This is a genomic window from Aestuariispira ectoiniformans, from assembly GCF_025136295.1.
In the GTDB taxonomy this organism is placed as follows: Bacteria; Pseudomonadota; Alphaproteobacteria; order UBA8366; family Aestuariispiraceae; genus Aestuariispira_A; species Aestuariispira_A ectoiniformans.
On record NZ_CP062788.1, the window covers coordinates 1,318,795 to 1,333,607 of the forward strand.

Sequence of the window (14,813 nt, forward strand, 5' to 3'; positions counted from 1 at the left end):
AATCGCGAAAATGAGCGAAAATCGAAGCTGGGAAAAGGATATCGCAGACAGCGAGATGGGCGCGTTTGCCGGTCGCGGGGTCAGCCGCGTTGCGCATCTGCTGCTTTTTTCCATTGTTCTCGTGTTCACGGTCTTCTTTGGCTGGGCCTATGTGGCAGAGGTAGACGAAGTCACCCGTGGTCAGGGCAAGATCATTCCCAGTGGCCAGACCAAGACGGTGCAGCATCTGGAAGGCGGCATTATCTCCGATATTCTGGTGACCGAGGGGCAGAATGTTAAGAAGGGCGAAGTCCTGCTTCGTATCGAGAATACGACTGCCGAATCCAATCTGCAGGAAAAGCGGAAACAATATCTGAACCTGCGCGCCCAGATCGCGCGGTTGCGCGCCGAAGTGGCGGGCAAGGAAGATATCACCTTCGACAGTGATGTTTTGCAGGAAGCGCCGGGCGATGCGGAACAGGAACAGCATCTGTTCGAGGCGCGCCGCTCGCAGTTGGCGCAACAGGTCCGAATCCTCTCTAACCAGCGCAAGCAGAAACAGCAGGAACTGCAGGAGATGACGGCGCGGGTCAACCAGCTCCGTAAGAGCAAGGCCATCACCCAGAAGGAAATGAACCTGCTGAAACCGCTGGTGGAACAGGGTGTCGCTCCCAAGCTTGATTTGCTGCGGGTGGAACAGAAGGTACAGGACCTGAATGCCAGCATCAGCGGTGTCGAGGTCGCCATCCCGCGAACACGCACCCAATTGGCCGAAGCGGCAGGTCGTATCGAGGAAAAGAAACAGTCCTTCCGCACGGAAGCGCAGGAAAAGCTGAACGAGGCATCCGTTGCGGCCTCCCGTCTGGAGGAAGAGATTATCGCCGGGACGGACCGGGTCGTGCGAACGGATGTACGCTCTCCGGTCCATGGGACGGTGAAGCAGATTATGAATAATACCGTCGGCGGCGTTGTCCGCCCGGGGGATGATCTGGTCGAAATCGTACCGTCGGAAGATACGCTGTTGGTGGAGGCCCGCATTCGTCCTGCGGACCGGGCACAGCTTTGGCCGGGTTTGCCTGCTGTGGTCAAGGTCAGTGCCTATGACTATTCGATCTATGGCGGGCTCAAAGCGACCCTGACGGATATCAGCCCCGACACCATTACCGATGAACAGGGGGAGACCTATTACCGCATCCGCCTGCGCACGGAGGACAACAGTCTGGGTGAAGATAAACCGATCCGCGCTGGTATGACTGCACAGGTGGATATCCTGACCGGCCGCAAAACGGTTCTGGACTATCTGTTGAAGCCGATCCGCAAAGGCATGGAAAACGCGCTTCGGGAGCGTTAAGCTTTCTGCTGTGGGGCCGTGATCTTCGGCCCCGAAAAACAGGAGGGTAAGATGGTCTGGGTCCTGATCATTACCATTTTGAGTTCCGGTACGTCGGATACCTATTCAATACCGTATAAGACCGAAGCCTTGTGCGAGAGCGGCCGGGCAGCCTATGTGGAGCAATTCAACCGCAGCCCGGTTTCTTCGCACCGCGCGGTGGTCGTCTGTTCAAAAGTTCAGTAAAGGCGTTGTTGAGAGGGTGTTTGCATGGGTAGTCGTGGTGATCTGACGGCCGATATCGGTCGGCTGAATGCTTTTATTGACCCCGATATGGAGCTGAGCTGGACCCGGGAAGGAATGCTGGCGGGGCGGACATGCGCGGTGAAGGATATCTTTGATATCGAGGGACAGGTCACCGGTTTCGGCAATCCCGCCTGGCGGGCGACGCATGGTCCGGCCCGCGATACGGCAGCCTGCCTGGAACGGCTTCTCATGGATGGCGTGCGCCTTCGTGGGCGCGCCCATATGGATGAGTTGGCCTATTCCCTGAATGGAGAGAATTTTCATTACGGCACACCATTGAATCCCAATGCGCCGGGCCGTATTCCAGGTGGCAGCAGCAGCGGCTCTGCCACGGCTGCTGCGGCGGGCGTCGTCGACTTTGCGTTGGGCACGGATACCGGTGGGTCTGTGCGGGTTCCTGCATCCTATTGTGGCCTCTACGGGCTGCGCACTACGCATGACCGGATCTCCCGGCAGGGTGTTATCCCGCTGGCGCAGAGCTTTGACACGGTTGGCTGGTTTGCCCGAGACCCTGATCTGATGGAGCGGGTCGGACGCGTGTTATTCGTGAATTGGAAAGTCGATGATCCGGCCAATTACGAATTGGCCCTGCCGATGGACTTCTGGGCCCTGGCCGACAGTGAAACGGCAGCGGCCTTGCAGTCCGGCGTGGAGGCCCTGCAGCGTTTGATGGGAGAGGCGATTACCTTCGACCTGTCGGGGGATGAGGCCCTGGAAGACTGGTTCATGCCGTTCCGTGTCTGCCAGGGGCGTGAAATCTGGAAAAATCACGGGGCCTGGGTTGAGGCGAATAATCCCGAATTCGGCCCCGGACTGGGGGAACGCCTGCATTGGACCTCGACCATCACGGAAGCCCAGTGGGCAGAGGCCAATGCCCTTCGTCAGAACATTGCCGACAAGACTAACCGGTTGTTGAAAACCAGGACGGTCCTCGTCATTCCGACCGCACCGGGCCCCGCGCCGGAAAAGGGACAGGATGCCGCGGCCCTGGAATCCTTCCGCTATCGTGCTCTTCAGTTGACCGGGATCGCAGGCCTGTCCGGTGTGCCGCAAATCTCCCTGCCTTTGGGGAAGGTTGACGGCTGTCCGGTCGGGCTGTCGCTGATCGCGGCCAAGGGGTGTGATGAGCTGCTGTTGACCATTGCCGCCCGGCTGGCCGGGGCAGCTCCCAATGGACTGGCATCCTTGCGGGTGTGACCGCAAGGACTGCTGCGGATCAAACGTCGTAGCTGATCAGCGCCTCAAACGGAATATCAAGGCCGTCGCGACCGCCAAGGCCGTTCAGCTCGATAATGCAGGCCGCGCCGCAAACATTGCCGCCGACCTTGCGGATCAATTCAACGGAAGCCTGCAGGGTGCCGCCCGTGGCAAGCAGGTCATCCAGGATGACGACCTTCTGGCCGGGCTGGATGGCATCTGCCTGGATTTCAACCGTATCCGTGCCGTATTCCAGGTCATAGACATGGGCGATGGTGTCACCCGGCAGCTTGCCTTTCTTGCGCACCATGGTGAAGCCCACATCAAGCTCCAGTGCCAAGGGGGCGGCTGTCAGAAAACCACGGGATTCGATGCCGACCAGCAGGTCCGGTTCCCAGCGGCGTATGATTTCAGAGAGGCTTTCGATGCAATGCCGCCATGCCTCTGCATGACCTAACAATGTTGAAATATCATAGAAAAGAATACCCGGTTTTGGGAAATCGGGTACTGTACGGATATGGTCTTTAAGGTCCATCGGGATTAACATCCTTTAGATAATGCATTGGTCCATAATTTAGAGGCCACAGGCGCAGGTTGCAATCGGCCTGTTTATGGGCGCGGTATGTGGAGACAGAGGTTTGGTGGAACGGGATTCCGACCAGTGACAGGTGAATGCGGATGGTTGCGTCTGGAAGGTGAGGGCGCACAGACGGTACTGGTGGCAGGCGGCGTTTGGACGGTTCGATACGGGGCGGCGCTGGAGAAAGCAGTGGAGTCTGCCTTGCGACCGGAGGGGGACACCTGCCGTCTCGATCTGACGGGCATTTCCAGCATGGACACGACCGGCGCGATGCTGTTGCAGCGAGTGGCATCTACATTAAGGGATGTGGACTGGGATGGACTGTTGGGCGATTTGCCCGAACGGTTCCGTCCGCTGCTGGTGCTTGCGCGTCGGGCGGCGGAAGACGCGCCCGCGGAGATTACCTACCCGCCCCGTGGCAGTTGGATCGGTTTGGTGGAACGCCTGGGACGGGCAACGGTGGAGGCCGCCAAGGAAGGGCGGGACCTCCTGAATTTCCTCGGCATGGTAACGGTCACCTTCGGGCAGGCCCTTCTGCATCCCAAACGATTGCGGCCCAAGGCGCTGATTACGCAGATCGAACAGACGGGCTTGAACGCGATGCTGATCGTGGGGCTGTTGCAGTTCCTGATCGGGGTGGTGCTGACCTATCTGATGGCGGACCAGTTCAAGAAATTCGGGGCAGAAGTGCTGACCGTCAACCTGATCGGCCTGACGGTCCTGCAGGAGGCGGGTGTTCTGATCACCGCGATCCTGCTGGCAGGCCGGTCCGGGTCCGCCTTTACTGCCCAGATCGGCACCATGAAGGTGAACGAAGAGGTTGATGCGATGCTGACCCTGGGGTTGGACCCGGTGGAGGTTCTGGTTCTGCCGCGTATCCTGGCCCTGCTAATCACTCTGCCGTTGCTGACATTCTTTGCGGATATATGCGGTATTCTGGGCGGGGCGGTTTCCGCCATGCTGGCCCTGGATATCTCTGTCAGCCAGTTTCTCCGCCAATTGCATGATGCGGTAACGGTCAAGGACTTCCTGATAGGCATGGTGAAGGCGCCTGTCCACGCGGTGATCATTGCGCTGGTGGGATGTTATGAGGGCCTCAAGGTTCAGCGCAGCGCGGAAAGTGTGGGCAAGCTGACCACCAAATCGGTGGTGGAATCCATCGTTCTGGTGATTGTGGCAACCGCCGTCTTCTCGGTGCTCTTTTCCATTCTGGGGATACGCTGATGGCAGAGCAGCAGCCAAAAGACAGTGTGATTTGCATCCGTGGGCTGAAGAACCAGTTCGGCCGTCAGGTGGTGCATGAGGGGCTGGACCTGGATGTCCGGCGTGGCGAGGTGCTGGGCGTGGTCGGTGGCTCCGGGACGGGTAAATCTGTATTGCTTCGGACCATTATCGGGCTGCAACGACCGACGGCGGGCCGGATCGAATTGTTGGGTGAGGACGTCTGGTCCCTGTCCGTGCGGGCGAAGGAAACCTTGCGAACCCGTGTCGGGGTATTGTTTCAGGATGGGGCGCTGTTTTCCTCGCTCACCGTGGCGGAGAATATCCAGGCGCCCTTGCGGGAACATATGAACCTGCCGCCGAGGCTGCTGGACGAGATTGCTTCCCTGAAGATTGCGATGGTCGGTCTGCCGCAGGACGCCGCCGGTAAACTGCCGTCGCAACTGTCGGGCGGGATGCGTAAAAGGGCGGGACTGGCGCGGGCGCTGGCGCTCGACCCGGAGGTGCTGTTCCTGGACGAGCCCACAGCCGGGCTGGACCCCATCGGGGCGGCGGATTTCGACCAGTTGATCCGGGACCTGCAATCCAGTCTGGGGCTGACGGTTTTCATGGTGACCCATGACCTGGACAGCCTGGCGGCAATCTGCGACCGCATTGCGGTGTTGGTCGACCGGCGTATCCGTGTTGCAACCATGGCCGACCATATGCAGGACAAGCATCCCTGGATACAGGCCTATTTCCACGGTCCCAGGGCACGGGCGGTGGCCGGAATGAGTAACGGGGGATAGAAATATGGAAACCAGGGCGAATTACATTGTGGTCGGGTCTTTTGTTCTGGCCATTCTCGTGGGGCTGGTTGCCTCTGTCGTCTGGCTGGCAGACGTGGATGTGGACCGCAAGGTCCAGGCCTATGACATCTTTTTCGAAGGTTCCGTCACGGGGCTGCAGGTGGGTAATACCGTGCGTTACAGCGGTGTACCGGTCGGTGTTGTGACCGATATCGGCATCAACAAGGATAATGTCGAACAGGTCCGCGTGACGATCGAAGTGCCGGATGATACGCCGATCAAGGAAGACACCGTTGCCAGTCTTGAATATCAGGGGCTGACCGGTGTCGGCTATGTGGATTTACGCGGTGGCACGAATGAGGCCCCCTTGTTGCGCAAGACGGCAGGCCAGGAACATCCGGTCATTGCCTCACGTCCCTCGCAGTTGCAGGCCGTCTTTGATCAGGCCCCGGAACTGATCAACCGTTTCATTGCCCTGGTGGATCGCGCCAACATGATCCTGCGCCCGGAAAACCAGCAGAATGTGACCAATGCGCTCGCCAATGTGAATGAGTTTACCGGTGCGCTGAAGGACAGTTCCACCGACCTGCAATCGGTGCTGGCGGAGGCCTCCAGCACAATGGTTGCCCTGCGCAACGCCAGTGCGGAAGCCGAGAAAATCATGAAGTCCTTCGCCGGGCGCAGCGACAGGATTGCACAGGATGTGGAGGCCACGATCGGTGAAGGTCGCGCCCTGATTGCCGACGCGCAGGTTATGACGCAGGATATTTCCAAGGCGGCGAAGGCGGCGGAACCGACCCTGAAAACTGCCGATGCCACGCTGCAGGAGTTTGGCGGGCTGGCGGCTGAACTGAAGCCGGAGGTTGGGCCGACCGCACGTTCCGCCCGCGCGACCATGGCGGAACTGAAACAGGTCACCGGCGAACTTCGCAAGGCGGCCAACAGTTTCCGCACCGCCGCCGACAGCGTGGCATCCGCCGCTGGCGAGGCGGAGGGGATTATTTCCGATAACCGGGACTCGGTCAGCCATTTTGCCGGGTCCGGCCTGATGGAATTCACCCAGCTGATGGGCGAAATGCGCACGCTGGTTGGCAGCCTGAACCGGATCACAGCGGAAATAGAACGGGACCCGGCACGGTTCTTCTTTGGGGACACGCAAAAGGGGTTTGAAGCAGAATGAGGATTTCGATGAAAAGAGCGGTGCACCTGATTCTGGCTTTCGGATTGGCCGCTTTCGTTTCGGGCTGTTCCCTGGACCTGCCGGGGTCCGGTGAGCCAGCGCGCATCTTCGTCCTGTCGCCCAAAAGCACTTTCCGCGAGGATCTGCCAGCGGTTGACTGGCAGTTGCTGATTGATACGCCGATTTCCGCCGCGGGCATTTCGTCCTCGCGGATCGCGCTTCAGCAGAACGCCCGGGAACTGGAATATTACAGCCGCGCCGCCTGGACCGATGCGTCACCCAAGCTGATCCAGACTCTATTGATCGAAAGCTTTGAAAATTCGGGCAAGATACTGGCGGTGGGCCGCCAGACCATCGGCCTGCGTTCCGACTTCCTGCTCAGCACCGAACTACGCGAATTCCAGGCGGAATATTATGACGATGCAGGCCGAACCCTGCCGAAAGGCACCCCGCCGCGCGTGCGTGTGCGCCTCAATGTGAAGCTGATCAAAATGCCGCAACGCGCGATCGTCGGCTCAGAGACGATGGAAGGCGTCGTGCGTGCGAAGAACACCGATATGGTTTCCGTCGTGCAGGCCTATGATGAAGCCCTTGGCAAGGTCCTCAAGGAAACCGTGCATTGGACGTTGCGGCAGGGGGAGAAGGTTCGCGATAGGGCCGGGCGATAGATGCCCCGCAAACTTCCCCCATTGAATGCATTGCGTGCCTTTGAGGCTTCGGCGCGGCTTGGTGGTTTTACCAGGGCAGCGGAGGAGTTGCATGTGACCCATGGCGCGGTCAGCCGTCAGATCAAACTGCTGGAGGAATATCTGGACCAGCCGGTTTTCCGGCGGTCCGGTGGGGGCGTGCAGTTGAATGCGGCGGGGCGCGAGTTTTTCGAGATGGCGCGTGACGTGCTGGACCGGGTTGAGGAAACGACGGCCCGCCTGCGTCGTCGAAGTGGGGAGCAAACGCTTTCCATCAATGTCACCGCTGCTTTTGCCGCGCTTTGGCTGATCCCGAGGCTGACGGGGTTCCAGCAGGCCTTCCCGGATATCACGGTAAATCTGATGCCCAGCCGTCGGTTCGAGGGGTTTGCACATGAAAATGCAGATATGGCGATCCGCTGGGGCACGGCCAGCTATCCGGATGCAGTGATGGAGAGACTGCTGTCGGTGGATACCTTCTGCGCCTGTTCTCCGAAGCTGCTCCTGGACGGACCATCGCTGGCGGTGCCGGAGGATTTGCGGGGGCACAAGCTGATCCATGACGATGACGGCTCTGCGTGGCGGGTCCTGCTGGCCAAGATGGGGGTGACTGATGTGGATTTGTCATATGGCTATTTCTATGCGGATTCCCTGCTGGCCCTGCAGGCGGCGGTCAATGGACAGGGGGTGATTGCCGCAGGCAGTGTGCTTGCCGCCCAGGAATTGCAGGCGGGGCGGCTGGTCCTGCCTTTTGATCATGTCCTGCGCGGGCGCAATGCCTATTATCTCTATTATCCCAAAGCCCTGTCGGATGATGCCAGGATCGTTGCCTTCCGCGACTGGATCACCCGCGAGGCGGCTGCCTATGGCGGTGAAGGCTTTGACCCCCATGACTTTCTGGCGACCAATCAAACCTGAGAAGTCTGTGAGTTAAACTCACATAGCTGGCTAGTTTTTTTCGATTGTGCGAAAAAGCATAAATTCTATACCCTAACTCAGTTTAGCCTGCCTGCCGCGGGCTTTCATGGGAATGGGATTTGCGAAAATGACGCATGTGTTTCACAGGCATACTCACAACCTGCCGCCTGTGGCCGTTAAGGGCGATGGCCCCTATATCATCGACAGTCAGGGAAAACGCTATCTGGACGCCTCCGGGGGCGCGGCGGTTTCCTGTCTGGGGCATTCCCATGCCCGTGTGATCCAGGCGATCAAGGATCAGGTGGACAAGCTGGCCTTTGCGCATACCGGCTTTTTCACGACGGAAGCTGCCGAGGAACTGGCGGATTTCCTGGTGGGGAAAGCCCCGGAGGGGATCGAACATGTCTACCTCCTGTCCGGCGGCTCCGAGGCCGTGGAAGCCTCGTTGAAGCTGGCCCGCCAGTATTTTGTCGAAAAAGGGGAGGGCCAGCGCAGGACCTTTATCGCACGCCGCCAGAGTTACCACGGCAATACGATGGGTGCGCTTGCCGTTGGCGGCAATGAATGGCGGCGTGCGCCTTTTAAACCGATCCTGGTCGATGGCGAACATGTCAGCCCCTGTTATGCCTATCGCGACCAGCGGGTCGACGAGACGGAAGAAGAATATGGCCTGCGTGTCGCCAATGAGCTGGAAGACCGTCTGCTGGCCGTCGGGCCGGAAACGGTCATTGCCTTTGTGGCGGAACCGGTGGTCGGGGCCACGGCGGGGGCGCTTGCACCGGTGCCGGGTTATTTCAAACGCATCCGCGAAATCTGTGACAAATACGGCGTTCTGCTGATCCTGGACGAGGTCATGTGCGGTATGGGCCGGACGGGCACCTTGTTTGCCTGTGAACAGGACGGCGTGCGTCCGGATATCATTGCGGTGGCCAAGGGGCTGGGCGCGGGTTACCAGCCGATTGGCGCGATGCTCTGCAGTCATGAAATCTATCAGTCGATCTATGACGGCACCGGCTTTTTCCAGCATGGCCATACCTATATGGGCCATCCGACCGCCTGTGCGGCGGCCCTTGCCGTGCAAAAGGCGATTGAGGAAGAAGACCTGCTGGCAAATGTGGTCCGTATGGGCGACCTGCTGGACAAGGCCCTGCACGAACGTTTCGATGATCACGCCTATGTGGGGGATATTCGCGGACGTGGCCTGTTCCGTGGGGTGGAACTTGTGGCCGACAAGGCCAGCAAGGAGCCTATTGATCCCGGGTTCAACATCCACAGCTTCGTCAAGTCGGCCGCGATGAGCGTTGGCCTTATCTGTTACCCCGGGGGCGGCACCATTGATGGCCGTCGTGGCAATCATATCCTTCTGGCGCCGCCCTTTATCATGACCGAACAGCATGTGGACGAGATCGTCGACAAGTTGGGCGTTGCCCTGGATGCAGCGCTGGTGGAGGCGAAAGTCGCGTAATGCAGGACGACCGCAGCCCTTTGATTATTGCCGTTGCGCCCAATGGTGCGCGCAAGACCAAGGCGGACCATCCCGCCCTGCCGATCACACCGGAGGAACTGGCGGAGACGGCGGCGCGCTGTCTGGATGCCGGGGCGTCGATGATCCATCTGCATGTGCGCGATGAGGATCAGAAACACAGTCTGGACGTGTCCGCCTATCGGGCTGCGATAGATGCCATTCGTGCCCGCGTTGGCGGGGACCTGATCATCCAGGTCACGACCGAAGCCGTCGGTATCTATACCCCGGCACAGCAGATGGCGATGGTGCAGGAACTGGAACCGGAGGCGGTGTCGCTGGCGGTGCGGGAGCTGTGCCCCGATGATGCCCATGAAGAGATCGCAGGCAAGTTTTTCGGCTGGCTTCATAACAGCGGGATCAGTCCGCAATATATTCTCTACTCCGCCGAGGATGTGGCCCGGTTCAACCGGTTACGTGCGGCGGGCGTGATCCCGGGGGGACGGCCTTTTGTGCTCTATGTCCTTGGCCGGTACAGCGCGGGGCAGACGTCGCAACCGACCGACCTGCTGCCCTTCCTGGCGGAGGCCGGGGACAGCATATCGGACTGGGCGATGTGTGCCTTTGGGCCGCTGGAAGGGGCCTGTGCCGTGACGGCGGCGGGGCTCGGCGGGCATTGCCGGGTTGGTTTTGAAAACAATATGCGGCTCGCCAATGGAGATGTGGCGTCCGGGAATGCGGGGCTCGTCGCCCAGGTGGCGGATCAGGCGGGCCTGATGGGGCGACATGTCGCAAGCCCGGCAGAGGCGCGGAAAATTCTGGGGCTTTAGGGGCGAATGGCCTGAGTTTGGCCGAGACGATACCAAAACGGGGAACGGGAGGTTGTTGACCTTTGTTTGGACATGGGGGCATAGTCTGAACAGTGGATTGTAGAACGCAAAAAATGAGTTGCCGCAGGCAATTAGGCCTGATATCGGGAGCGCTCTCGTAATCACGGGGTCTCTCCCGGCGTTTCAACGTTGAAATAGGCGACTCAACTAGGCTGATGCTGGGCATCGGCGGCGTTGGTATTCGTTTGTATGGATTATCGGGAAACCGGCTATGCCGGTTAGACAGGTGGACCGTTCGTGTTCGGTCTTCCATGTCCTGTGAAGTCGTCAGCGGGATTTACCCGGGCTTCATCAAACACGAACAGGGAATAAGGAAGGTAAGGAGTTAAGGCATGATGATCAAAAAGCTGTCTGTAGCTGCTGCTGCACTGGCGGGCATGACCTTGGTCGCCGCAACGGCGCATGCAGAAAAATTCATCACCATCGGCACCGGTGGCCAGACTGGCGTTTACTATCAGGTCGGTGGTGCAATCTGCCGTCTGGTAAACCGTGGCACGGCCGATCACGACATCAAATGCACCCACACCACGGGTGGTTCCGTCGACAACATCAACGGTATCCGCAATGGTGACCTGGACATGGGCGTGGCCCAGTCCGACTGGCAGTATCACGCCTATGCCGGCGATGCGCCGAAACAGTTCCCGGACGGTGCGTTCAAAGAACTGCGTTCGGTCTTTTCCGTGCATGCAGAGCCGTTCACCGTTCTCGCCCGTGCCGATTCCGGCATCAAGTCCTTTGACGACCTGAAGGGCAAACGCGTCAACGTCGGTAACCCGGGTTCCGGTCAGCGTGGCACCATGGAAGTTGTCATGGAAAAAATGGGCTGGACCATGGACGACTTTGCACTGGCGGCTGAACTGAAGTCCGCCGAGCAGGCTTCTGCGCTGTGCGACAACAAGGTCGACGCCATTGTATTCACCGTCGGTCACCCGAACGGTTCCATCAAGGAAGCCACGACCACCTGTGATTCCAAACTGGTTCCGGTCAACAACGACACGATCAAGAAGCTGGTTGCCGACAAGCCGTATTACGCCATGGCGACCCTGCCGGGCGGTATGTACAAAGGCAATCCGGATGACGTGGAAACCTTTGGCGTTGGTGCAACCTTCGTCACCTCCACGGCAACGGATGAAGAAACCGTCTACCAGATCGTGAAGGCTGTTTTTGAAAATCTGGATCGTTTCAAGAAAATGCACCCTGCATTTGCCCATCTTGAAGCAGCCAAGATGATCAAGAACAACCTGTCTGCCCCGCTGCATCCGGGTGCGATCAAATACTACAAAGAAAAAGGCTGGATGTAAGTCTTTTGATGGCTTTCGGGCGGGAACATTCCCGCCCGTTCGCTTTTCTGCGGCCGATGGGGTAAAATTCGTCATGGACGAAAACGGCCGTAAGATGTTTCCGTATGATGCGGAATAATTCCTTTGCTGGGGGTCTTTGCTATGAGTGACAAGGATACCACGGCCACACAGTTGTCAGCCGAAGAGCTGGAGGATCTCGTTGCCTCAACCGATACCGGGGGACGGCAGCCATCCAATAAAAATGTGGCTAAATTCATGGCGGCGGTCGCACTGATCTGGTCGCTGTTACAAGTCTGGTATTCGTCGCCGATCCCGTATGTGGTCGGCTTTGGTGTTTTTAACAGCGGCGAGATGCGCTCGATCCATCTGGCGATCGCGGTGCTGCTGGCGTTTCTGGCCTATCCCGCTGGCAAATCCTCGCCGCGCCGGTATGTTCCGGCGCTGGATTGGGTCTTTGCCATTCTCGGCTTCGGCTGTGCCTTCTATCTTTTCGTAGCCAATACGGAATTGATCGGAACCCTGACCGGCCAACGGCTGTCGGACCGGCCGAACAACCCGAACGCCGTCGATATCGGCGTTGCCATCGTCGGCATGCTGCTGCTGTTGGAGGCAACCCGGCGTGCGTTGGGGCCGCCGCTTATGGTCGTGGCCATTGTCTTCATCGGCTATACTTTCCTGGGACCATATGCGCCGGGCATCCTTGCCTGGAAGGGCGCAAGCTTCGGGGCTGTTGCCTATCACCAGTGGATTTCCACCGAAGGCGTCTTCGGGATCGCACTTGGCGTTTCCACGGACCTGGTCTTCCTCTTTGTCCTGTTCGGGGCATTGTTGGAGAAGGCCGGGGCCGGTAACTATTTCATCAAGGTTGCCTTCTCCCTGATGGGGCATCTGCGCGGTGGTCCGGCCAAGGCGGCCGTGGTTGCCTCCGGCATGACCGGTCTGATTTCCGGGTCGTCCATTGCCAACGTGGTGACAACCGGCACCTTCACGATCCCGATGATGAAACGCGTCGGCTTCTCCCGCGAAAAGGCGGGGGCGGTCGAAGTGGCCTCTTCCGTCAACGGCCAGATCATGCCGCCGGTCATGGGGGCTGCCGCCTTCCTGATGGTGGAATATGTCAATATTCCCTATTTCGAAGTGGTCAAACATGCTTTCGTTCCGGCGATCATCTCCTATATCGCGCTGGTCTATATCGTCCATCTGGAGGCGATGAAGAATGGCATGGAAGGCCTGCCGCGCGCCGGTCAGCCGAAACCCTTCAAATGGGCGATGCTTTCCTTCCTGATGTCGGTGGCGATTGTACTGGCGCTTGCCAGTGGCGTTTACTGGGTTGTCCAGTTCTTCAATGGTCTGGGCAGTGCGGAACTGAAGCTGCTCGCCGTTGCCGTTGTGATCGGTCTTGAGTTCCTGATCTACAAAGGGGTGTTCCGGAATGCCTCGGAAGGCACCAAGGAAAAGATCATTTCGGTATTTGCCCTGGTGATCTGCAACCTGACAATCGGGGCCTTCGGCGTGTCCTATCTGCTGGATATCATCCGCAGCCTTGCCGGGCCGGCGTTGACGCCGTGGATTGTTGGCGTCTTGCTGATCCTGGCCTATGTCTGGCTGGCATCGCGTTGCGCCAAGGAACCGGACCTGGAGGTCGATGACCCGAACCAGCCGGTCGTGCAATTGCCGGAACCGGGCCCGACCATTCGTTCCGGGCTGTATTTCCTGCTGCCGGTAGGCGTCCTGATCTGGTGCCTTATGGTGGAACGCCTGTCACCGTCGCTTTCCGCCTTCTGGGCTGTTGCCTTCATGGTCTTCATCCTCCTGACACAAAGCCACCTCTTTGCCCTGTTCCGGGGGGAAGGCACGGCTGGCAAGTTCAAGGAAGGTTTTGACCACCTGATTGACGGCCTGATGACCGGTGCCCGCAATATGATCGGTATCGGCATCGCGACCGCAACGGCGGGTGTGATCGTCGGTGCTGTTTCCCAGACAGGGGTCGGCTCGGTCTTGGCGGATCTGGTTGAATTGCTCAGCTTCGGCAATATCTTCATGATCCTGCTGCTGACCGCAATCCTCAGTCTGATCCTGGGGATGGGGCTGCCGACCACGGCCAACTATATCGTCGTCAGTTCTTTGCTGGCGCCGGTGATTGTCAGCCTGGGACAGGCAAACGGGCTGATCGTGCCGCTGATCGCGGTGCATCTTTTCGTCTTCTATTTCGGCATCATGGCGGACGTGACCCCGCCGGTGGGGCTGGCTTCCTTCGCGGCGGCAGCCGTGTCGGGCGGCGATCCCATCCGCACGGGTTTCGTGGCCTTTGCCTATTCATTACGGACGGCCCTGCTGCCCTTCCTGTTCATCTTCAACACAGACCTGTTGTTGATTGATGTGACACCGGTACAGGGCGTCTTTGTCTTCGTGATGTCGACGGCGGCCATATTGCTGTTCACGGCCGGGACACAGGGATACTTCCTGACAAAGTCCCGTATCTGGGAATCCCTTGCTTTGATCCTGGTTGCCTTCACCCTGTTCCGTCCTGGTTTCTGGATGGATATGATCGTGGAGCCTTTCGATCATCAGCCGCCCGCCAAGATTTTCGAGGCGGCGGAACAGATGCCGGAAGGTGGTGAACTGCGGGTCATCGTGGACGGCCTGGACGAAGTGGGCGAACCGATGACCTTCACGGCCATCATTAAGTTGGGTGCACCGGGCAAGGGTGCAGACCGCCTGTCTGATTTCGGGTTGGACCTGCTGACGCAGGGTGATGAGATCATCATCGACAATGCGATGTATGACAGTCCGGCCCAGAAGGCAGGTTTTGATTTCGACCAGAAAATCAGCACGGTTCTTGTGCCCGTGGTTCAACCGGCCAAGGAGTGGATGTATATCCCGGCCTTGCTGTTGCTTGGGTTGGTCGTCCTGGTTCAACGCCGTCGCCGCGATGCTGCTGGTGCAGCCGCGGTTGCGGCCTGAAGACGGAGGTA

Annotated in this window: 13 protein-coding genes; 12 read left to right on the forward strand and 1 reads right to left on the reverse strand. The window is 59.0% G+C overall.

The window, feature by feature from the left end; translation table 11 throughout:
- Nucleotides 1–10 precede the first annotated feature (10 nt).
- The 3 genes from IF205_RS06400 to IF205_RS06410 are packed head-to-tail and all read left to right on the forward strand — an operon-like array spanning nucleotide 11 to nucleotide 2,812.
- Nucleotides 11–1,330 (forward strand): HlyD family type I secretion periplasmic adaptor subunit, encoded by a 1,320-nt coding sequence (locus IF205_RS06400; RefSeq protein WP_259782462.1) that lies wholly within the window; start codon nucleotides 11–13, stop codon nucleotides 1,328–1,330.
- Between the two features lie 51 nt (nucleotides 1,331–1,381).
- A complete protein-coding gene (locus IF205_RS06405) occupies nucleotides 1,382–1,555 on the forward strand; it encodes a hypothetical protein (RefSeq protein ID WP_259782463.1) in 174 nt (57 codons plus the stop codon).
- Between the two features lie 24 nt (nucleotides 1,556–1,579).
- Nucleotides 1,580–2,812: an amidase gene (locus IF205_RS06410; RefSeq protein WP_259782464.1), complete on the forward strand. Its 1,233-nt coding sequence runs from the start codon at nucleotides 1,580–1,582 to the stop codon at nucleotides 2,810–2,812.
- A 19-nt stretch (nucleotides 2,813–2,831) separates the two neighbouring features.
- Here the strand turns inward: IF205_RS06410 and IF205_RS06415 are convergent, their stop codons facing one another.
- On the reverse strand, nucleotides 2,832–3,347 hold the full coding sequence (locus IF205_RS06415) for an adenine phosphoribosyltransferase (RefSeq protein WP_259782465.1): 516 nt from the start codon (nucleotides 3,345–3,347) through the stop codon (nucleotides 2,832–2,834).
- Nucleotides 3,348–3,473: 126 nt separating this feature from the next.
- Between IF205_RS06415 and IF205_RS06420 the strand changes: the two genes are divergently transcribed.
- The 9 genes from IF205_RS06420 to IF205_RS06460 all read left to right on the forward strand — a co-directional run bounded on the left by IF205_RS06420 (nucleotide 3,474) and on the right by IF205_RS06460 (nucleotide 14,802).
- Nucleotides 3,474–4,616, forward strand: a complete 1,143-nt coding sequence (locus IF205_RS06420; RefSeq protein ID WP_259782466.1) for an MlaE family ABC transporter permease — start codon at nucleotides 3,474–3,476, stop codon at nucleotides 4,614–4,616.
- Nucleotides 4,616–5,401 carry an ABC transporter ATP-binding protein gene (locus IF205_RS06425; protein WP_259782467.1) on the forward strand — a complete coding sequence of 262 codons (786 nt, stop codon included), beginning with the start codon at nucleotides 4,616–4,618 and terminating at the stop codon, nucleotides 5,399–5,401. The genes IF205_RS06420 and IF205_RS06425 overlap by 1 nt, the downstream gene beginning before the upstream one ends.
- 4 nt (nucleotides 5,402–5,405) lie before the next feature.
- Nucleotides 5,406–6,581, forward strand: coding sequence for an MCE family protein (locus IF205_RS06430; protein WP_259782468.1), 1,176 nt, complete (start codon nucleotides 5,406–5,408; stop codon nucleotides 6,579–6,581).
- Between the two features lie 8 nt (nucleotides 6,582–6,589).
- Nucleotides 6,590–7,249 carry an ABC-type transport auxiliary lipoprotein family protein gene (locus IF205_RS06435; RefSeq protein WP_259782469.1) on the forward strand — a complete coding sequence of 220 codons (660 nt, stop codon included), beginning with the start codon at nucleotides 6,590–6,592 and terminating at the stop codon, nucleotides 7,247–7,249.
- Entirely contained in the window at nucleotides 7,250–8,185 is a 936-nt protein-coding gene (gcvA, locus tag IF205_RS06440) for a transcriptional regulator GcvA (protein WP_259782470.1), read from the forward strand.
- Nucleotides 8,186–8,312: 127 nt separating this feature from the next.
- Nucleotides 8,313–9,650 (forward strand): aspartate aminotransferase family protein, encoded by a 1,338-nt coding sequence (locus tag IF205_RS06445; RefSeq protein WP_259782471.1) that lies wholly within the window; start codon nucleotides 8,313–8,315, stop codon nucleotides 9,648–9,650.
- On the forward strand, nucleotides 9,650–10,477 hold the full coding sequence (locus tag IF205_RS06450; protein WP_259782472.1) for a beta-keto acid cleavage family enzyme: 828 nt from the start codon (nucleotides 9,650–9,652) through the stop codon (nucleotides 10,475–10,477). The genes IF205_RS06445 and IF205_RS06450 overlap by 1 nt, the downstream gene beginning before the upstream one ends.
- Nucleotides 10,478–10,869: 392 nt before the next feature.
- Nucleotides 10,870–11,838, forward strand: a complete 969-nt coding sequence (locus IF205_RS06455) for a TAXI family TRAP transporter solute-binding subunit (RefSeq protein ID WP_259782473.1) — start codon at nucleotides 10,870–10,872, stop codon at nucleotides 11,836–11,838.
- Nucleotides 11,839–11,979: 141 nt separating this feature from the next.
- Nucleotides 11,980–14,802, forward strand: coding sequence for a TRAP transporter permease (locus IF205_RS06460; protein WP_259782474.1), 2,823 nt, complete (start codon nucleotides 11,980–11,982; stop codon nucleotides 14,800–14,802).
- Nucleotides 14,803–14,813: the final 11 nt, after the last annotated feature.